The 17,815-nt window shown below is 62.2% G+C and carries 18 protein-coding genes; 3 read left to right on the forward strand and 15 right to left on the reverse strand.

Going from position 1 to position 17,815, the window contains the following annotated elements:
- Positions 1-3 precede the first annotated feature (3 nt).
- The 8 genes from ACZ5ZH_RS07650 to ACZ5ZH_RS07685 all read right to left on the reverse strand — a co-directional run bounded on the left by ACZ5ZH_RS07650 (position 4) and on the right by ACZ5ZH_RS07685 (position 7,184).
- Complete coding sequence (locus tag ACZ5ZH_RS07650; protein ID WP_464771101.1) at positions 4-909, reverse strand: hypothetical protein; 906 nt, start codon at positions 907-909, stop codon at positions 4-6.
- Between the two features lie 132 nt (positions 910-1,041).
- Entirely contained in the window at positions 1,042-1,983 is a 942-nt protein-coding gene (locus tag ACZ5ZH_RS07655; protein ID WP_464771102.1) for a helix-turn-helix domain-containing protein, read from the reverse strand.
- A gap of 90 nt (positions 1,984-2,073) precedes the next feature.
- Positions 2,074-4,350: a phosphoenolpyruvate--protein phosphotransferase gene (gene ptsP, locus ACZ5ZH_RS07660; RefSeq protein WP_464771103.1), complete on the reverse strand. Its 2,277-nt coding sequence runs from the start codon at positions 4,348-4,350 to the stop codon at positions 2,074-2,076.
- Between the two features lie 209 nt (positions 4,351-4,559).
- Positions 4,560-5,027 (reverse strand): SRPBCC family protein, encoded by a 468-nt coding sequence (locus ACZ5ZH_RS07665; protein WP_460986255.1) that lies wholly within the window; start codon positions 5,025-5,027, stop codon positions 4,560-4,562.
- On the reverse strand, positions 5,024-5,512 hold the full coding sequence (locus ACZ5ZH_RS07670; protein WP_460986256.1) for a VOC family protein: 489 nt from the start codon (positions 5,510-5,512) through the stop codon (positions 5,024-5,026). Before ACZ5ZH_RS07670 ends, ACZ5ZH_RS07665 begins: the two co-directional genes overlap by 4 nt.
- Before the next feature lie 11 nt (positions 5,513-5,523).
- Entirely contained in the window at positions 5,524-6,327 is an 804-nt protein-coding gene (locus ACZ5ZH_RS07675) for a VOC family protein (RefSeq protein ID WP_460986257.1), read from the reverse strand.
- 25 nt (positions 6,328-6,352) lie between these two features.
- Entirely contained in the window at positions 6,353-6,709 is a 357-nt protein-coding gene (locus tag ACZ5ZH_RS07680; RefSeq protein WP_449474659.1) for a DUF1428 domain-containing protein, read from the reverse strand.
- Between the two features lie 31 nt (positions 6,710-6,740).
- Positions 6,741-7,184 carry a VOC family protein gene (locus tag ACZ5ZH_RS07685; RefSeq protein ID WP_464771104.1) on the reverse strand — a complete coding sequence of 148 codons (444 nt, stop codon included), beginning with the start codon at positions 7,182-7,184 and terminating at the stop codon, positions 6,741-6,743.
- Between the two features lie 123 nt (positions 7,185-7,307).
- Here ACZ5ZH_RS07685 and ACZ5ZH_RS07690 point away from each other — a divergent pair, with 123 nt between their 5' ends.
- Complete coding sequence (locus tag ACZ5ZH_RS07690; protein WP_464771105.1) at positions 7,308-7,976, forward strand: winged helix-turn-helix transcriptional regulator; 669 nt, start codon at positions 7,308-7,310, stop codon at positions 7,974-7,976.
- On the opposite strand, the gene ACZ5ZH_RS07695 is transcribed toward ACZ5ZH_RS07690, so the two are convergent.
- The 3 genes from ACZ5ZH_RS07695 to ACZ5ZH_RS07705 form a co-directional block, all read right to left on the reverse strand.
- The gene (locus ACZ5ZH_RS07695; RefSeq protein WP_464771106.1) at positions 7,973-8,755 is read right to left on the reverse strand and encodes a hypothetical protein; all 783 of its coding nucleotides are present in this window, start codon (positions 8,753-8,755) and stop codon (positions 7,973-7,975) included. The two genes, ACZ5ZH_RS07690 and ACZ5ZH_RS07695, sit on opposite strands and share 4 nt — an antisense overlap.
- A 175-nt stretch (positions 8,756-8,930) precedes the next feature.
- Positions 8,931-9,944: an NAD(P)H-dependent flavin oxidoreductase gene (locus ACZ5ZH_RS07700; RefSeq protein WP_464771107.1), complete on the reverse strand. Its 1,014-nt coding sequence runs from the start codon at positions 9,942-9,944 to the stop codon at positions 8,931-8,933.
- A 129-nt stretch (positions 9,945-10,073) separates the two neighbouring features.
- Complete coding sequence (locus ACZ5ZH_RS07705) at positions 10,074-11,339, reverse strand: aspartate kinase (RefSeq protein WP_464771108.1); 1,266 nt, start codon at positions 11,337-11,339, stop codon at positions 10,074-10,076.
- Positions 11,340-11,728: 389 nt separating this feature from the next.
- Between ACZ5ZH_RS07705 and ubiG the strand changes: the two genes are divergently transcribed.
- Positions 11,729-12,466, forward strand: a complete 738-nt coding sequence (gene ubiG / locus ACZ5ZH_RS07710) for a bifunctional 2-polyprenyl-6-hydroxyphenol methylase/3-demethylubiquinol 3-O-methyltransferase UbiG (RefSeq protein WP_464771109.1) — start codon at positions 11,729-11,731, stop codon at positions 12,464-12,466.
- A 252-nt stretch (positions 12,467-12,718) separates the two neighbouring features.
- Here the strand turns inward: ubiG and ahpF are convergent, their stop codons facing one another.
- From ahpF to ACZ5ZH_RS07730, 4 genes are all read right to left on the reverse strand, one after another.
- On the reverse strand, positions 12,719-14,299 hold the full coding sequence (gene ahpF / locus ACZ5ZH_RS07715; RefSeq protein ID WP_464771110.1) for an alkyl hydroperoxide reductase subunit F: 1,581 nt from the start codon (positions 14,297-14,299) through the stop codon (positions 12,719-12,721).
- 163 nt (positions 14,300-14,462) lie between these two features.
- Positions 14,463-15,026 carry an alkyl hydroperoxide reductase subunit C gene (ahpC, locus tag ACZ5ZH_RS07720; RefSeq protein ID WP_196224206.1) on the reverse strand — a complete coding sequence of 188 codons (564 nt, stop codon included), beginning with the start codon at positions 15,024-15,026 and terminating at the stop codon, positions 14,463-14,465.
- A 106-nt stretch (positions 15,027-15,132) separates the two neighbouring features.
- A complete protein-coding gene (gene betI / locus ACZ5ZH_RS07725; protein WP_464771111.1) occupies positions 15,133-15,804 on the reverse strand; it encodes a transcriptional regulator BetI in 672 nt (223 codons plus the stop codon).
- 132 nt (positions 15,805-15,936) lie between these two features.
- Positions 15,937-16,281 carry an ArsR/SmtB family transcription factor gene (locus tag ACZ5ZH_RS07730; protein ID WP_449473592.1) on the reverse strand — a complete coding sequence of 115 codons (345 nt, stop codon included), beginning with the start codon at positions 16,279-16,281 and terminating at the stop codon, positions 15,937-15,939.
- Positions 16,282-16,568: 287 nt separating this feature from the next.
- Between ACZ5ZH_RS07730 and ACZ5ZH_RS07735 the strand changes: the two genes are divergently transcribed.
- Positions 16,569-17,708, forward strand: coding sequence for a site-specific DNA-methyltransferase (locus ACZ5ZH_RS07735; RefSeq protein ID WP_460986268.1), 1,140 nt, complete (start codon positions 16,569-16,571; stop codon positions 17,706-17,708).
- The last annotated feature ends 107 nt before the right edge of the window (positions 17,709-17,815 follow it).

Raw genomic sequence — 17,815 nt, forward strand, 5'->3', positions numbered from 1 at the left:
GCCTTAGCTGCACTTCGCCTTGGCGCGTCCCTTGTCCATCATGCCGCGCTGGCTGGCCGACATGGTGGCGCCATAGACCTGTTCCAGCTCCGCATAGACCTTGCATGCGTCGGCAGGCTTCTTGAGCTGGATCAGCGCGTCACCCAGATAGGCAAGGCTGTCGGCGGCGCGATCCCCCTTGGGGCGCTTCTGATAATTGTCGTAAAAAGCGACGGAGGCCAACGCGGGCTTGCCATCATCCAGATAGGCACGGCCCAGCAGGTTCGAAGCGCGGCTCGCGACCGAAGTCGTGCCATATTTATCTACCGTCGCCTTCAATTGCGCCTGCGCCTCGGGATAGAATTTCGCGTCCCACAGACGATAGCCATAGCTATAGGCGTCGGCCGCCGCATCGCCGGTCGCGGGTCTTTCGATCGCCGCCACGGCCGCCTTGCGCGCCTCGGTCGCGCCACCATTGGTGCCCGGTTTCGGCGTGGTCGGAGCTGCATTATCCGCGGGAGGCACGGGGCGCACGGGCGGCGGAGCAACCACTTCGGCGCGGCTCTGCGCCTCGGCCTTATATTTGTTGAACGCCTCTTCCAGTTGACGGATCTTGAAGCTGTTTTCCTCAACCTGCCCGGTCATCGAGGCGAGCTGCGATTCCAGCGCACCCACGCGCGCCGTCAGATCGGCGACCGGCGAAGATGACGGCGTGCCGGGCGGGACGGTGGTCGTCACCGGGCGATTGATTTCCGCCTCCAGAGGAGCGCCTGCGGGAAAGACCTTGCGCTGTACCGCGCGCATTTCCTTTTCCAGCCGGTCAACACGCACATCCAGCGCCACGTTCTGGGCGGCAGCTGCTGGCGCGAGCGCAACCATAACGGGCGCCCCCAGCAGCAGGGCGGTTGTCGCAAACAAGGCGTAACGCATGATGATCCCCGACTAAAACTTAAATTCACCGACGATACGGCCCGCAAAGGCCGCGCTCCCCGCTCTTAACCATAAGGCCATATTCGCCGCCGTAAAGCAGGACGTGCGGCTCAAACAGGGATTGGAGACGCCTTAATCCGCAGTGGGCTGGGCTGCTGGCGCAGGCTCCGCAGGGATCGCAGGCGCCACGCTCCCGGTCACGGGCCGAGCGGCAGGCGTTTGCGGAACCGAGGGGGCAGCAGACGGGGCAGGCGCAGGGGCAGGCGACGCGGCCGGAGCGGCAGGCGCCGGAGCAGCCCGCGCCAGCAACGCCGCCGCCGAGACGGGAACATCGGAAATCGTGCGATCAGGTGCGCCAAGCGGTGCAATAGGCTTGCCACCGACCGTAACCGTCAGCGCTTGCGGACGGCCGGTCAGGATCATGGGGTTGCGAGCAGTGGCAGGCAGGGTGAAGCTCTCACCCTTCTTCATCAGGCCATCCTTCAGCCGGTCGCCAGCCTCGTCATAAATGCGCAGCCACACATCATCGTTGGCGGTGAACACCACCGTCTGCACCACCGGCGCGGCGGGACGCGCGCCCGGCGCCGGCTTCACGGCAACGGCGGGCTTGGCCTGTTCGGCGGCGATCTCCTGCCCCGTCGGCGGGGTCAGCATCTGCGTGCGCCAGATGGTGAAGCCAGCCACCAGCACAATCACGATCGCCGCAGCCGTCCAGGCAAGCAGGCGCGACGGCACACGGGCCGGATCGGCCGGTTCGAACGCCTCGTATCGATTGGCGCCCAGTTCGGAATTATGGACGGCATGGCGCACATCGGCGGCAATGGCCACCTCATCCAGATCGACCGCGCGGGCGTAAGCGCGGGCAAAGCCCACCGCATAGGGAATGCCCGGAAGCGCGGAATAATCGTCCCGCTCAATCGCCTCCAACTGACGTTGCGCGATGCGCGTGCGCGTCGCCACGTCCTGGATCGACAGGCCATGCGCCTCACGCGCCGCGCGCAGCTTTGCGCCCGGAGTGCCTAATTGCACGTCCGGCGCCGTCGCGCCGCTTTCCACTTCGGGTTGTTCTGCCATGCTGCTCCGCGATCTTATAAGCCGGTCTTGTCTCATTCCGGCACAGGGATTGTCAACGCCGCCGGGGTCATGCCTGACCCATTTTCCGGTTCAATTCAGTTCGATGCCCCGCTCATCCGCCCATTGCGTCAGCGCACCACGAATATCCACAACCCCGTCGTCCAGCAGCTTGCGCATCAACGCCTGCAATTCAGCGGCATCTATAGCCCGGATCATGGCCTTGACCGGACCAACCGACGCGGGCGTAATCGACAATCGCCGAACGCCCAGGCCAACCAGCGCCATCGCTTCCAGCGTCCGCCCGCCCATCTCTCCACAAACGCCAACCGGCACCTGATATTCCTCGCAAGTCCGCACCACCCGGCTGAGGAAGCGCAAGATGGCGATGCTCAGCCAGTCATAGCGCTCCGCCAGCTTGGGATGCGCCCGGTCGGCCGCAAAGAGAAACTGCGTCAGATCATTGGTGCCGATCGACAGGAAATCGAGCTTTGGCAGCAGCAGGTCGAGCACCTCCGCCAGCGCAGGCACCTCCAGCATCGCGCCATAGCGCACCGCCGTCGGCACCTTCTTGCGCTGGGACACCAACCATTCGCGCTGATGCTCCACCAGAGCGCGCGCCTGCTCATATTCCCACGGCTCCGACACCATCGGGAACATGATGTTCAGTACCTTGCCCGCCGACGCTTCCAGCAACGCCCGCGCCTGCGCCTTCATCAGCCCATCGCGGTCCAGCGCCAGCCGCAGCGCGCGCCAGCCCATCGCCGGATTGTCCTCCAGCTCCTCATCCTCATCCCGCTGCATATAGGGCAGCGCCTTGTCACCCCCGATATCGACGGTGCGGAAGATAACCGGCCGGTCGCCCGCCGCGTCCAGCACATCCTTGTAGAGGCGCTGCTGCTTTTCCCGCTGCGGCAAAGTCGCGGACACGAGGAACTGGAACTCCGTGCGGAACAGCCCAATGCCGTCAGCGCCGACCAGGTCCAGCGCCTGCGCATCCTCACGCAGGCCCGCATTCACCATCAGCTCGATACGCTGCCCATCCGCCGTCACAGACGGCAGGTCACGCATCGCGGCAAATTCGGCCCGGCGCTTCTGCGTGACATGCAGCTTGTTCTCGAACGCCTCGTCCATGTCCGCCGTCGGACGGATCAACAGGTTGTTCGACACGACGTCCATCAGGATGAGGTCGCCCTCATTCACCTTGTGCCGGATTTCGCGGACGCGCCCCAACACCGGCACGCCCATGGCGCGCGCCACGATAGTGACGTGCGCGGTCAGCGACCCTTCCTCCAGGATCACGCCTTTCAATCGCCGCCGGTCATATTCCAGCAGTTCCGCCGGACCCAGATTGCGAGCAATCAGGATGGCGTCTTGCCTAAGGCCCATGGTTGCCGCTGTGCCCAACTGCCCCGACACGATCCGCAACAGGCGATTGGCCATGTCCTCCAGATCGTGCATCCGATCCTGCAACAGAGCGTCATCGATCTGCCGCATGCGCATGCGGGTGCGTTGCTGCACGCGCTCGATCGCCGCCTCGGCGGTCAATCCGCTGTCGATCGCCTCGTTGATGCGCCGTATCCAGCCTTCGTCATAGGCGAACATCTTGTAGGTTTCGAGCACCTCCTGATGCTCGCCCTCCATCCCGAATTCGACCGCGCCCGTCATGCGGTCGATCTGTTCGCGCATCTTGGTGAAGGCGGAAATGACGCGCTGCCGCTCCGCCTCGGTATCCTCCGCCACCGTATGTTCGACATGAACACGCGGCTGGTGGAACACCGCATGCCCCCGCGCCATGCCCATGACCAGCTGCAAGCCTTGCAACATGATCGTGCCCGTATCCTGCACGCGCGAATCCGCCGGGCCGTCATCGGCCAGTTCGGCATTGGCGATCAGTTCCGACAGCACCATGGCCACCGTCTGGAGCGCCTCGATCTCGACCTCTTCATAACGGCGCGGTTCCACATGCTGCACGCACAAGACGCCAATCGCGCGCTCGCGCCGTACAATCGGCACGCCAGCAAAGCTATGGAACAGCTCTTCGCCCGTTTCCGGCCGGTAGCTATAGTCCGGATGCGCCGCGGCTTCGTCCAGGTTCAGCGTTTCCACATTGGTGGCGATCAGGCCGACAAGCCCCTCGCCCATCGCCATGCGGGTGACGTGGACGGCCTCCTGCTTCAAACCGCGCGTCGCGAACAGTTCCAGCAGCCCCTCGCGCACCAGATAGATGGAGCAAACCTCGCTCGACAGCGCCTGGCCGATAATGTCCACGACCTTGTTCAGCTTGGCCTGCGCGCTCGTTCGCGCAGCCATCACCTCCTGCAAACTGGTGAGGATGTGGCGGGCGGCTGCGGCGGGCGTCGTGGGCATGATCAAGCGCTAACAGATCGCAGCCCCCCTTTCCAAGAGGAAGTCAGGGTTAATCTGGAGAGAACCCCATCAAATCGTCAAAAGACGAGCGCCTTCCCCCCCAAATCCTCCCCATCGCCAGATGGGGAGGGGGACCGCCAAAGGCGGTGGAGGGGAAAATGCGCAACGTCAGCCCACCTCCCCATCTCCCGATAGGCAGGAGTACCCCATCAAGCCGTCGCCGCCGAAGTCTCACACAATTCCTTGAACTGCTGCGCCATCTGATCCCATCCCGGATGAAACCCCATTTCCTCATGTCGCTTCAGCGCTTCCTCGCTCCAATGCCGCGCCGTCGCGGTAAAGCGCGTGCCCTCACCCTCTTGCGCAAAGCTCCAGATCGACGTCAGGAACGGCTCCTGCGGTATCCAGCCGGACGCATAAGCATCGGTCGACACAACCCGCTCTCCCGGAACGACCTCAAGGAAAATGCCCTCCATCGGCCCGGTATCCTCGCCATCGGGGCCGAACATGCGCACGGCACTGCGGCCACCGGGGCGCAAATCTTCCTCAATCACCTCGGCCCGCCACGGCTTGGGGCAAAACCATTGGTCCTTCAGGTCCGTCCACACCTTCCACACAATCTCGCGCGGGGCGGCGATGTGACAGCTGACCGACAGCTCATGTTGCGCGCTGCTCATGCCATCGCTCCCTCATAAGCCGCCTTCATCCGGGCAAGGTCCAGCTTTTGCATGGTCATCATCACCGCCATCATCGGCTGAATGCCGGGACCGCCCTTTCGATGCATCTCCATCACCTCTTCGGGCACCAACTGCCAGGACAGGCCATATTTGTCCTTCACCCAACCACAGGGACCGGGCGAGCCGCCATCGGCCGTCAGCACATCGAAATAGCGGTCCAGTTCCGCCTGATCCTCGCAGGACACCGACAAGGACACCGCTTCGGTAAACGGAAATTTCGGCCCACCGTTCAGGCCCTGATAACTTTGCCCGAACAGGCTAAATTCCACCATCAGCACATCCCCTCCCTTGAAAGGCGCAGGACTGGGGACATCATCCGGATAGCGGCTGATCGAATCCACCGATCCGCCAAAGACCGAGACATAGAAGCGCGCAGCTTCCTCGGCCTGTCCGTCGAACCACAGACAGGGTGAAATCTTGGACATCGTTCCTCTCCTTACGCTGCGGTCGAGCGCATGCCGACCAGCGCGAACATCGCGCCTTGCGGGTCGGTAGCCTGGATGATCCAGGCGCCGCCCGGCACTTCGGCAGGGCCATTAAGCACCGTGCCGCCGCCTGCCCTCACCTTCTCAACGCCCACATCAATGTCGGGCACGACGAAGTAGAAAAGCCATTGCGGCACCGGCATTTGCTCGGGCTTGCGCATCATGCCGCCCTCCATCGCGTTGAATTCGGTGGCGCCGGACATGGAGAAAAGCTGATAGCTTCCCATCGGCCCCATATCCATCGCCTCACCCTTCCCCCAGCCGAACTGCGACGTGTAAAAAGCCAGGTCCGCATCGAAATTGCCGCTGTAAAGCTCGTGCCAGCCGACATGGCCGTTCGCCATCGGCGGCGCAGCGTCCATGCCATCGGGGCTTGACCCCTTGAGCAGCATGAAGATCGCCCCGCCCGGATCGCTCATCACGGCAAAGCGGCCAACCCCCGGAATATCTTCCGGCGGCCGCTTCACGCTTGCTCCTGAGCCGCTCAACCGCCCGGCATCCGCATCGACATCGGCCGATCCGACATAGCCGCCCCACCAGGGCGACATGCCGCATTCCTTCGCTTCGGCCGGAATCCGCATGATGCCACCCACCGGACCCGCGCTGCCGGACACGACATTATAGGGATCGTCCGTCCGCTCGCCACCAAAGGGCTGCGCCGTCCAGCCTACCACGTCGCCGTAGAAGGCGATCGCTGCGTCAGGGTCGCTGGTCATCAGTTCGTACCAGAAGAATTTGCCGGTGAGATCGGTCATCATCCGTCTCCTCTAAAAGGAAGTTTCAGGCCTTTTGGTCGAGCATCACGTCGAACCCGCCATAGATCATCCGCTTGCCGGAAAAGGGTATCTCCCCATCTTCCTGCATGCGGGGGTCCTTCATCGCTTTTTCCTGCCCCGCATCACGGGTCGCCTTGTCGGGCCATTCGATCCAGGAAAAGACGACATCCTCGTCCTCTTCGGCGATCACGGATGTCCGGAAGTCATTGACCTTCCCCACCGGGACATCATTGCCCCAGCATTCAACCATACGCAGCGCGCCATGTTCCAGAAAAACGGGCGCGGAACGGGCGGCAAACTGCTGATACCGCTCCTTCTGCCCCTTGGGCACGGGAACCACGAAGCCATCGATATAGCTCATCATCTCTCTCCTTATATCTGTCAGGACGAAGTCAGGCCGTCGTTTCCGGCTGATTCACAGCCAGGGCCGCCTCCATATCCATCCACGCGAGTTCCCAGATATGGCCGTCCAGATCGGCGAAATCGCGGCCGTACATGAAGCCATGATCCTGCAACGGATTGGGTTCCGTCCCTCCCGCCGCCAGCGCCTTGGCCATCGTCGCATCGACCGCAGCCCGGCTTTCCTCGCTGAGCGCAAGCAGCACCTGCGCCGTTTCATGCGCATTGGGAATGCGCCGCGCCGTGAAGCTGGAAAAACGTTCATGCGTCAGCAGCATGACGTGGATCGCGTCGGAAAAGCTGACCATCTGCGCGCTGTCATCGGCAAAGTCATTGTTCCGCACGGCACCGACCGCTTCGTAAAAGGCGATGGAAGCGGATAAGTCCTTCACCGGCAGGTTAACGAAAATCATCTTGGGCGCGGGGGCATTGGGCATCACGCATCTCCTTGAGCTTCGCGGCAAGGAACTGTCGCTCTCGACTCACCGCCTTGAACTTTGTGGACCCATAGATTATCTTCTGCAACATATAAGTTATAAAAAATAACTAAGGACTCGCAATTGAAAAAGCGCGCCTATCAGGATGGCTGTGCAGTCGCCCATGCGCTGGACCTTGTCGGGGACCGCTGGGCCATGCCCATCATGCGGGAATTGATGCTGGGGCCAAAGCGCTTCACCGATCTGCGCGCCAGCCTGCCCGGAATCAGCGCCAACGTACTGACGCAGCGACTGGAGGAGCTGGAGGCGGCCAGCGTCCTCATCCGCCGCCGCCTGCCCCCACCCGCCGCCAGCCAGATTTACGAACTGACGCAATGGGGCCGCGAGTCGGAAATCCTTTTCCAGGTCCTCGGCCGCTGGGCCTGCCGCTCACCTACGATGCAACCCGGCCAGCCAATGAGCAACGTGTCGGTGGTCCTCTCCATGCGCACCATGATCGACCGCAGCCGCATTGGCGATCTGGACGCCATGATCGGCTTCCGCTTCGGCGAGGAAGAATTTCGCGCGCTATTGAAGGATGGCGACTTCACCATCGATCGCGGCTCAGCCCAGGACGCAGACGTGCTGTTCAGCGGCGATCAGAACGCCTTGGCCGCCGTCGTCTATGGCGGAGCCAGCTTCAAGGATGTCGCCGACGCGCTCCAGGTCCAGGGCGACCCCGCATTGGCGGAACGCTTCGTGCGCCTGTTCCCCCTGCCCGCCAAGGCCCCCGCGACCTACCCCTCCGCTTAGCGCGTAATCGGGAAAGTCGGCACAATCACACGGGGCGCGGATGTAGCGCCCGGCACCAGCGCCTGCCCGCTTTCCTCACGCAACCTTGGCAGCGCGGGCGGCGGGACGAAGCCCGCTCCGATTTCCGCAGGCGGCTTGGGCGGCGGCGGCAGAGGTGTAGGCGACACGATCACCGTCACCGTTCCGCCAAAGCGCGACTGCCACTCCGCCAACCGCCGCAGATAGTCGGCATAGGCCTCGTAAAATTCCTGGAACGGCTGTTCGAGCGCGGTCAGCGCCTCCGGAGCGTAGCCCAGCAGCTGGCTTGACGGCATCGCAAGCACCTTCGCCCCGACCTCAATCGCGGCCTTGCAGAAGGTCGGCTGAACCGGCGGGAGCGAGAAGAAATTATAGACGACCGTATTCAGCAGTTCGCGCGACTGAAGGCCCCCGCTCCCATAAGCCGCTGTATAGTTGCGATCGACCGCGGCATTGGCCTCCCGCAGCACGTCCTTATGCACCCGCAATATCTGATTATATTGCACCCGCGCCGGTTCGTTCACGCCATGGCAGGACAGCGCCGCCACATTCAACGCCATCCGGACATGCCAAAGCGCCGTATTGGCCGTCACCCCGCGATTGGGCGTCAGATATTTGCCCTCCGGATCAACCTCGGGAATGCTCATATCCTCTACCGCGCCCATGGGCGGCAGCGGCTTGATCGTCCGAACGACCGGCGGCGGAGGCGTGGGCGGTGCCTTGGGCGTGGAGCAGCCTGCAACCAGCGCTAAGGCGCCCACCGAAGCAATTGTCCAGACGCGACATGAAACAGCACGCAGCGGCAACCCGATATCCCTTATGATGAATTCTCTGCGCAAAAACTCATGGCAAAGCCGCGCGTTCCTGGCGATGACCGCCCGGATCACTTCATCCCTCAGGAGATTCGGCTCGTCCCGATATCGGGACGAGCACACTTCAGGCGCTACGCCTCTCCAGCGCAACCGCCGCCTCGGCCATCAATTGCGCGATGATCTCGGCGACCGGCTCTTCCTTGGTCACCATGCCGACCGACTGACCCGCCATCAGCGACCCGCCCTCGACATCACCATCAATCACCGCCCGGCGCAGGGCGCCTGCCCAATAATGTTCGATCTGAAGCTGAGCCTCCATCATGTCGACCGATCCGCTGTCGAGCAGGTTGGCGACTTCACGCTGCTTGGCGGTGAAAGCCTCTGTGCCATTATTCTTGAGCGCACGCACGGGGATGACTGGCAGGCGCGGGTCGATCTGGACACTCGCGATCGCGTCGCGAGCGGACGCACGGAAGAAGGATTTCTTGAAATTCGGATGCGCGATGCTCTCGCTGGCGCAGGCAAAGCGGGTGCCAAGCTGCACGCCCGCCGCACCCATTTCCAGATAGGCGGCGATCGCCTCGCCGCGCCCGATGCCGCCCGCGACGAACACCGGCATCTGCGAAGCCATTTCGGGCAAGATTTCCTGCGCCAGCACGCTGGTCGCCACCGGGCCGATATGACCGCCCGCTTCCATCCCCTCGACCACCAGCGCATCCACGCCCGACCGAACCAGCTTCTTCGCCAGGCTCAGCGCCGGGGCAAAGCAGATCAGCTTCGCGCCCTTCGCCTTGATCGCCTCGATGCTGCCCTTGGGCGGCAAGCCGCCAGCCAGCACGACATGGCCAACTTCATGACGCGCGCACACTTCGATCAGGTCGAACAGCTGCGGGTGCATGGTGATCAGGTTGACGCCAAAGGGCTTGCTCGTCAGCGCCTTCGTCGCCGCGATTTCCTTGTCCAGCAATTCAGGCGTCATCGCCCCACAGGCGATCACGCCGAACCCGCCAGCGTTGGAAATGGCCGCGACCAGGTTCCGCTCCGACACCCAACTCATCGCCCCACACATGATCGCGACCTCGCACCCGAGAAATTCGGTGCCGCGAGCCATCAGGGAAGTGAGTTTGGCGTTGGTCATATGCATATTCCTAGAATCACAAAGCCCCTCCCCTTCAGGGGAGGGGTTGGAGTGGGGGGCTTCCCCACGCATTGTTCTATGGGGCACGGCCCCACCCCCGACCTCCCCTGAAGGGGAGGGGAGAAAAGGTCAAGCGACCGGCGCGTCGAGTCCATAAGCCGTGTGCAACACACGCACCGCCAGCTCCGTCTCATCCTCGTCGATCAGCACCGAAACCTTGATCTCGCTGGTCGAGATGGCGAGGATATTGATCCCACGCTCGGCCAGCGACTTGAACATGGTCGAAGCGACACCCGCATGGCTCTTCATGCCGACGCCCACGACGCTGATCTTCGCGACCTTCGTATCCGGGATCACGCGGTTGAAGCCGATCTCTTCCTTCTGGCTTTCCAGCACGTCGAGCGCGCGGGCCAGATCAGCGCCCGGCACGGTGAAGGTAACGTCCGTCTCGCCCTTGTCGCGGCCGACATTCTGGATGATCATATCGACGTTGATCGCGGCATCTGCCAGCGGGCCGAAGATGTGCGCCACCGCGCCCGGACGATCCGGCACGCGGGTCAGGGTGATCTTCGCCTCATTCTTGTCATGGGCGATGCCGGTGATGAGCTGACGTTCCATCTTGTCTTCCTTGAGCTTGGCTTCCAGTTCCTCTTCGCTGACGATCAGCGTGCCGGGGAGGTCGGTCTGGGTGGGATCATCGAAGGAGGAAAGCACCTGCACGACCACGCCTTCCTTCATGGCGAGGCCGACGGATCGGGTCTGGAGCACCTTGGCGCCGACCGATGCCAGTTCCAGCATTTCCTCATAGGTGACGAGGTCGAGCTTGCGCGCGCGCGCCACGATGCGGGGATCGGTGGTGTAGACGCCATCGACGTCGGTATAAATGTCGCAGCGATCAGCCTTCAGGGCCGCCGCGACTGCGACCGCCGAAGTGTCCGAACCACCACGACCCAGGGTCGAGATGCGGCCATCCTCCATCATGCCCTGAAAACCGGGGATAACCGCCACGGTGCCGCCGCGCATGGACGAAAGAAGGTCTAGCGTATCGATCTCGCCAATGCGCGCCTTGGCATGAGCTTCGTTCGTGCGAATGGGAAGCTGCCAACCGAGCCAGCTGCGCGCATCGACACCCATGGCCTTCAGCGTCATGGCGAGCAGGCCGCTCGTCACCTGTTCGCCTGAAGCGACCACAACGTCATATTCAGCGGGATCGTAAAGCGCGGAAGCTTCCTTGCAGAACCCCACCAGCCGGTCCGTCTCGCCCGCCATCGCGGATACGACGACAGCAACCTCATGGCCCTGCTCGACGACATGTTTGACGCGCGCAGCCACGTTGCGAATTCGCTCCATCCCCGCCATGGAGGTGCCGCCGAATTTCATCACGATGCGCGCCATTTGCCTGTCAAACCTGTCTGCTGATCTGGAAAGCGTCCGTCCCCCTCCGGGGAAAAACGGCGCCGCTATAGCAGCAGCGGCGGATATGGCAAGCAAGCCATCGGCCGGGCGGAACCCCATAGTGCCGTCGCTCATGCATATCGCCGCCCCGCAAGACTTAGAGCTTCATACCTCTATCTGAATCACCCTACCCCGTTCGGGCTGAGCTTGTCGAAGCCCTCTTTTTCATGAAAAGAGACAGAGCCCCCTTCAACTACCTGCTTACAGCAGGCGCTCAGGACAGGCTTCGACAGGCTCACGGCAAACGGAAGCAGGAGACGGTGCCGGTTTAAAGCATGATGCTTTAAATGCCCGTGGCGCGCAGTCGCGCAGCTTGATAGTCAGGGCGCATGGCCAATTCAGCGACAAGCACGATCGATCCCCGCGAAGCCGCGCACTTCGGCGCAATGGCGGCCGACTGGTGGGACCCCAAGGGCAGCAGCGCCATGCTGCACAAACTCAACCCGGTAAGGCTGCGCTATATTCGTAGCGCGATCGACAGACACTGGCTTGGCGAGGAAAGCAGCTTCCTCCCACTTGAAGGCAAGTCTGCGCTGGATGTGGGATGCGGCGCGGGCCTTTTGTCCGAACCTCTGGCACGGTTGGGCGCTGCGGTCACCGCGCTCGACGCGGCGGAAGAAAATATCGCCATCGCCCGCGCCCATGCGGACGGTCAGGGTCTCCTGATCGACTATCGCGCGACGCCCGTCGAACAGCTCAACGCCGGAAGCTTCGATCTCGTCACCTCCATGGAAGTCGTGGAGCATGTCACCGACCCCGCCGCCTTCGTCCGTGCGCTGGCGGACAAGCTCAGTCCCAACGGCCTGCTCGTCATGTCCACGCCAAATCGCACACCACTCTCACGCCTCGCCATGATCCGCATCGGCGAAGGTATCGGCGGCATTCCAAAGGGAACGCACGACTGGGACAAGTTCCTGACGCCCGAGGAGCTGACAGACATGCTGGTGAAGGCCGGACTGGAGGTGACGGAGGTAACCGGCCTCTCCTTCGACCCGCGCAAAGGCTTCACGCTCTCGTCGAATAAGGCGATCAACTATCTGCTGACTGCCCGTCATCCCGCAGGTTGAAACCGCCGGGATTGCCGAGGGGGGAAGTTAGAGCTTCGTGCTTTAGGGTGTGTGGGGATTCAGTTCAGGGCGAGGCGAAAATGGTGAATTTCGAGAACCGGCGCGCAGCGTACTTCAGTACGTGAGCACCGGAAGCGCAGAAAGTCGCCATTTGCAGCCCGTCATGGGCTGAACCCCCACACACCTTAAGAAGCGGCCGCCACCGGGCCTGGGGGCGACCGCTTCCCAACCCCCCGCTCGGGGGCTGTCTCGTCAGGCGGCTTGCGCTGCCTCTTCCGAAGCGGGCAGGCGGATAAGATAATCGAAGGCGGAAAGCGCCGCTGTCGATCCTGCTCCCATGGCGATCACGATCTGCTTGTAGGGCACGGTCGTGCAGTCACCCGCAGCGAATATCCCTGGCTGACTCGTTTCGCCCCTGGCGTCAATCTCGATCTCTCCGCGCGGCGACAGCGCGATCGCGTCCTTCAGCCATTCCGTGTTCGGGACCAGCCCGATCTGCACGAAAATGCCCTCCAGCTCGACATCATGCTCGGTGCCATTGTTGCGGTCCTTGTAGGACAGGCCCGTAACCTTGGCTCCATCGCCGTCCACCTTGGTGGTGAGCGCCGAAGTGATGATCCGCACATTGGGCAGGCTGGCGAGCTTGCGCTGCAACACCGCGTCGGCGCGCAACTGGCTATCGAACTCGATCAGCGTCACATGGGCGACAATGCCCGCAAGATCGATCGCCGCTTCGACACCACTATTGCCGCCGCCGATCACTGCCACACGTTTGCCCTTGAACAAGGGGCCATCGCAGTGCGGGCAATAGGCCACGCCCTTGTTGCGATATTCATCCTCGCCCGGCACGCCCATCTGCCGCCAGCGCGCGCCGGTGGACAGGATCAGGGTGCGTCCTTTGAGCGACGCGCCATTTTCCAGCACGACCTCATGATAGCCGCCTTCAGTCTTTGCCGGGATCAGCTTGGCCGCCTTTTGCAGGTTCATGATCTCGACATCATAATCCTTCACATGCGCTTCCAGCTGCGCGGCCAGCTTCGGTCCCTCGGTGTGGCTCACCGAAATGAAATTCTCGATCGCCATCGTGTCGAGCACCTGCCCACCGAATCGTTCCGCCGCAACACCGGTACGGATGCCCTTGCGTGCCGCATAGATCGCCGCCGCCGCACCAGCGGGTCCACCGCCGACCACCAGCACCTCGAAAGGTTCCTGGGCCTTGATCTTCTCCGCCGCGCGTTCCGCCGCGCCGCTGTCGATCTTCGCGACGATCTGCTCCAGCTCCATGCGACCCGAAGCGAAGGGCTCGCCATTCAGGAATACGGTCGGCACCGCCATCACCTGACGCGCATCAACCTCTTCCTTGAACAGCGCGCCGTCGATGGCGACATGCTTGATCCGGGGATTGAGCACGCTCATCAGGTTCAGCGCCTGCACCACGTCGGGGCAGTTCTGGCATGACAGCGAGAAATAGGTTTCGAAGCTGAAGTCGCCGTCCAGATCCTTGATCTGCTCGATCAGCTCCTGCGCCGCCTTGGACGGATGGCCGCCCACCTGCAGCAGCGCCAGCACCAGCGACGTGAACTCATGCCCCATCGGAATGCCCGCGAAGGTCACGCCGATGTCAGTGCCCACGCGCCGGATCATGAAGCTCGGCTTGCGCTTGTCATTGCCGGGCGTGACAGTCACCTTGTCCGAAAGCTCGGCAATCTCGTTCAGCAAGCCTTCCAACTCACGCGACTTCGCGCCTTCGTCCAGCGACGCCACCAGCTCGATCGGCTGCGTGATGTTCGCCATGTAGGTCTTCAGCTGACCCTTCAGATTTGCGTCCAACATCTATCGTAGCTCCATTGAATTGGCGCGCTGCCTGGGGCGCGCAGCTTTCCCTTCGCCGGCACGGCCCAAAGGCCCGGCGTGAGATTAGCAGTCAAATTGTCAGGTAAAACCCCCGCCGGGCCGGGGAGTTGCTCAACCCGGCCCGGCGAAAGGTCAGGTTTGCTTAGATCTTGCCGACGAGGTCGAGCGAGGGAGCGAGCGTTTCTTCACCCTCTTCCCACTTGGCCGGGCACACTTCGCCGGGGTGAGCGGCGACATATTGCGCAGCCTTGACCTTGCGGAGCAGCTCGGTCGCGTTGCGGCCGACGCCTTCCGACGTGATTTCCATGAACTGGATCACGCCTTCGGGATCGACCAGGAACGTCGCGCGATCAGCCAGGCCGACGCCCGGACGCATCACGTCGAAATTATTGGTGATCTGGCCCGACTGGTCGCCCAGCATATAATAGTTGATCTTGCTGATCGCGGGCGAAGTGTCGTGCCATGCCTTGTGGCTGAAATGCGTGTCGGTCGAAACCGAATAGACTTCCACGTTCAGCGACTGCAGCGTCGGGTAGATGCCGGCCAGGTCTTCCAGCTCCGTCGGACACACGAAGGTGAAGTCGGCGGGGTAGAAGAAGAAAATCGCCCACTTGCCCTTCACGTCTGCGTCGGTGACGTCGACGAACTTGCCTTCCTTGAACGCAGTGGCTTTGAACGGCTTAATGCTGGTGTTGATGAGAGCCATGGGCTTTCCAGTTCCTTCTGAGGGGTTGCTGTTGCCCGGCCTATGTAGGGAGGTAGCAGGGTAAGGGGAAATTGCTTTTCTTCACACCACTGATTGAGAAAAGCGATCAACCCACCCGTCGTTGATCGACCGGCTCATCCCTTGGCTTCTGAAGGACATAGGTCATAGCCTCCCTGGCCATCTCCAGCGCCTCATCGATAGTGAAAGTCGAAGAATCCAGACAAAGCTCCAGCCACAACCCATCCAGCATGGCCGTCAAACCAATCGCCGCGATCCGCGCAGCCGGACGCGGAATCTGCGGCGCCGCCTCGCGCAGCAACACCTCCAATCGCTCGCGCGATCCGCCATAGGTTTCCGCATGCGTCGCAGCGATCTCGGGACTGGTCTTCACCAGACTCCAGAAGGAAATCCAGGTCGCCAGCAAATTGGGGTCCAGCACCGGCGGCTGCAAATTCGCCCTTATATAAGCCCACAGCCGGTTAAGCGGATCAGGCCCCGCCTCCGCCACGGCCTGCTCCAGCGCCGCCGCCACCTTATTTCCAACCTCGCGATAGGTGGCGAGGATCAGGGCATCGACACCATCGAAATAATGCGTCAGCAACCCCGCCGACACGCCCGCCCGCGCGCAGATCGCCCGGACGGAAGTCGCGGCCACGCCCTTCTCCGCAAGGCACTGCGCCGTCGCTTCGATCAGCGCCTGACGCCTGACATCGGGTGTTTCCCTGACAAAGCGCGCGCGCCCCTCTATCCTACCAAGGCGGCCTGCAATCTTATCCACGTCTCGTTTCCCGTCACCATGCCGCATGCCCTTAGGGCGGCACATCCCGCCCCCTTCCCGCAACATGGATCACCGCGCCTTCGATCACCATTTAGGCCAGCAATGCAAGGGGAATTATGGCGCGCAGCCCCGTCAGGCAGGCTCGCTCAATTCTTCCAAAGCGGTAAAGCGTTGCGACCACAGCGCCCCGTAAATCGCCATCCATTGCACGACCGGAGCCAAGCCCTTCACCCGCGCCGCATAATAGGTCTCCCGCCCCGCCCGGCGAGCCGTCACCAAACGCGCGCGCTTCAGCTTCCCCAAATGCCGCGACACCATCGGTTGCGATACATCGGAGACGGCCGTCAGGGCATGCACGCTCTGCTCGCCCTCCTTCACCAGATATTCCAGCAAGGCCCGCCGCGTCCCATCGGAAAGCGCCTTGAAAAGTTCGTCACATGCCGCCGAGCGGTCGCCACTTGAAACAGGATCATTCATTGCGAACTCATAACCAAATGATTATGAGAAGATCAAGCGAAGACCGTTTTTGACGGGTCGAAGCGACGTTAACCAAAAAAAGTTGGCGGGGTCCAGCAGCTGAGTCTTTTGAGTCACACCACCTGATATTGAGTCCCGCGGCTAAATCCGGACTCAACATGTCGTGTCTACCTCTTTCGTTCTCACGCTGTTAACTTTTGTCTGAGGCTCTGCGGCTAAGCCGTTGATCTTGACGCCGGACTCTCGACGACTCAACGCTGGTCCTCGAAACGAATGGGGGTCACATAATGGGTGTCATGGAACGCGTCGCACCGCGGCGTAAAAGGGCGGTTGCGCCGATCGAAAAAGAGGCGGTCAACGTCCCGGCAAACTGCCTGCTGCGCGGCGACTGCATCGCCGAAATGGCCAAGCTGCCCGACGCCTGCATCGACATGATCTTCGCCGATCCGCCCTATAATCTTCAGCTGGGCGGCGACCTGTTCCGCCCCGAAGGCGGCCGGGTGGATGCCGTCGACAATGACTGGGACAAATTCGATACGCTCAGCAGCTATGACCGCTTTACCAAGGCATGGCTGGCGCAGGCCCGCCGTATCCTGAAACCCAATGGCAGCATCTGGGTCATCGGCAGCTATCACAACATCTTCCGCGTCGGCACCGCCCTTCAGGACGAAGGCTTCTGGATCCTCAACGACATCATCTGGCGCAAGTCGAACCCCATGCCCAATTTCAAGGGCACGCGCTTCACCAACGCGCATGAAACGCTGATCTGGGCCAGCCAGGGCGAGGACGCCAAATATACGTTTAACTATAAGGCAATGAAGACGCTCAATGACGAGTTGCAAATGCGCTCCGACTGGGTGTTGCCGATCTGCGGCGGCCAAGAACGGCTGAAGCGTAACGGGACAAAGGCGCACCCGACGCAAAAGCCCGAAGCCTTGCTCTATCGCGTGCTTCTGGCCTGCACAAAGCCGGGCGACGTCGTGCTCGATCCCTTCTTCGGCACCGGCACTACCGGCGCGGTCGCCAAGCGCCTCGGCCGCAAATGGATCGGCATCGAACGCGAAGACAGCTATATCGAAGTCGCCATGGAGCGGATCGAAGCCGCCCTGCCGCTGGACGAATCCGCCCTCACCATCATGCAAAGCGCCAAGAGCCAGCCCAAGGTTGCCTTCGGCACGCTTGTCGAAACCGGCTATCTCCAGCCCGGCGCGATCCTGACCGACGCCAAGCGCCGCTGGCAGGCCACCGTGCGCGCGGACGGCTCGCTCAGCGTCGGCACCGACACGGGTTCGATCCACAAGATCGGCGCAACCCTGCAAAATGCCCCCAGCTGCAATGGCTGGACGTTCTGGCATCATGAGGTTGAAGGCACACTCAAACCCATCGACACGCTGCGCCAGACTTACCTGCTGGCAAACGAACCCTGATAGCGCCCATACCAAAACTCCAAACCAACCTCCGTTCGGGCTGAGCCTGTCGAAGCCCCTTCCTTTCCTTTAACAAGGAAAAGCCCTCGACAGGCGCAGCGTGAACG

The sequence above is a fragment of the Sphingobium sp. TomMM7A genome, assembly GCF_055397305.1.

Coding starts and splice junctions, on each gene's coding strand:
- ACZ5ZH_RS07685 (WP_464771104.1), bottom strand. CDS start 7,184: ATGCCCAATGCCCCCGCGCCCAAGATGATTTTCGTTAACCTGCCGGTG.
- ptsP (WP_464771103.1), bottom strand. CDS start 4,350: ATGCCCACGACGCCCGCCGCAGCCGCCCGCCACATCCTCACCAGTTTG.
- ACZ5ZH_RS07730 (WP_449473592.1), bottom strand. CDS start 16,281: ATGAATGATCCTGTTTCAAGTGGCGACCGCTCGGCGGCATGTGACGAA.
- ahpC (WP_196224206.1), bottom strand. CDS start 15,026: ATGGCTCTCATCAACACCAGCATTAAGCCGTTCAAAGCCACTGCGTTC.
- ACZ5ZH_RS07665 (WP_460986255.1), bottom strand. CDS start 5,027: ATGAGCAGCGCGCAACATGAGCTGTCGGTCAGCTGTCACATCGCCGCC.
- ACZ5ZH_RS07670 (WP_460986256.1), bottom strand. CDS start 5,512: ATGTCCAAGATTTCACCCTGTCTGTGGTTCGACGGACAGGCCGAGGAA.
- ACZ5ZH_RS07705 (WP_464771108.1), bottom strand. CDS start 11,339: ATGGCGCGCATCGTGATGAAATTCGGCGGCACCTCCATGGCGGGGATG.
- ACZ5ZH_RS07675 (WP_460986257.1), bottom strand. CDS start 6,327: ATGACCGATCTCACCGGCAAATTCTTCTGGTACGAACTGATGACCAGC.
- ACZ5ZH_RS07655 (WP_464771102.1), bottom strand. CDS start 1,983: ATGGCAGAACAACCCGAAGTGGAAAGCGGCGCGACGGCGCCGGACGTG.
- ACZ5ZH_RS07650 (WP_464771101.1), bottom strand. CDS start 909: ATGCGTTACGCCTTGTTTGCGACAACCGCCCTGCTGCTGGGGGCGCCC.
- ACZ5ZH_RS07735 (WP_460986268.1), top strand. CDS start 16,569: ATGGGTGTCATGGAACGCGTCGCACCGCGGCGTAAAAGGGCGGTTGCG.
- ACZ5ZH_RS07680 (WP_449474659.1), bottom strand. CDS start 6,709: ATGAGCTATATCGATGGCTTCGTGGTTCCCGTGCCCAAGGGGCAGAAG.
- ahpF (WP_464771110.1), bottom strand. CDS start 14,299: ATGTTGGACGCAAATCTGAAGGGTCAGCTGAAGACCTACATGGCGAAC.
- ubiG (WP_464771109.1), top strand. CDS start 11,729: ATGGCCAATTCAGCGACAAGCACGATCGATCCCCGCGAAGCCGCGCAC.
- ACZ5ZH_RS07700 (WP_464771107.1), bottom strand. CDS start 9,944: ATGACCAACGCCAAACTCACTTCCCTGATGGCTCGCGGCACCGAATTT.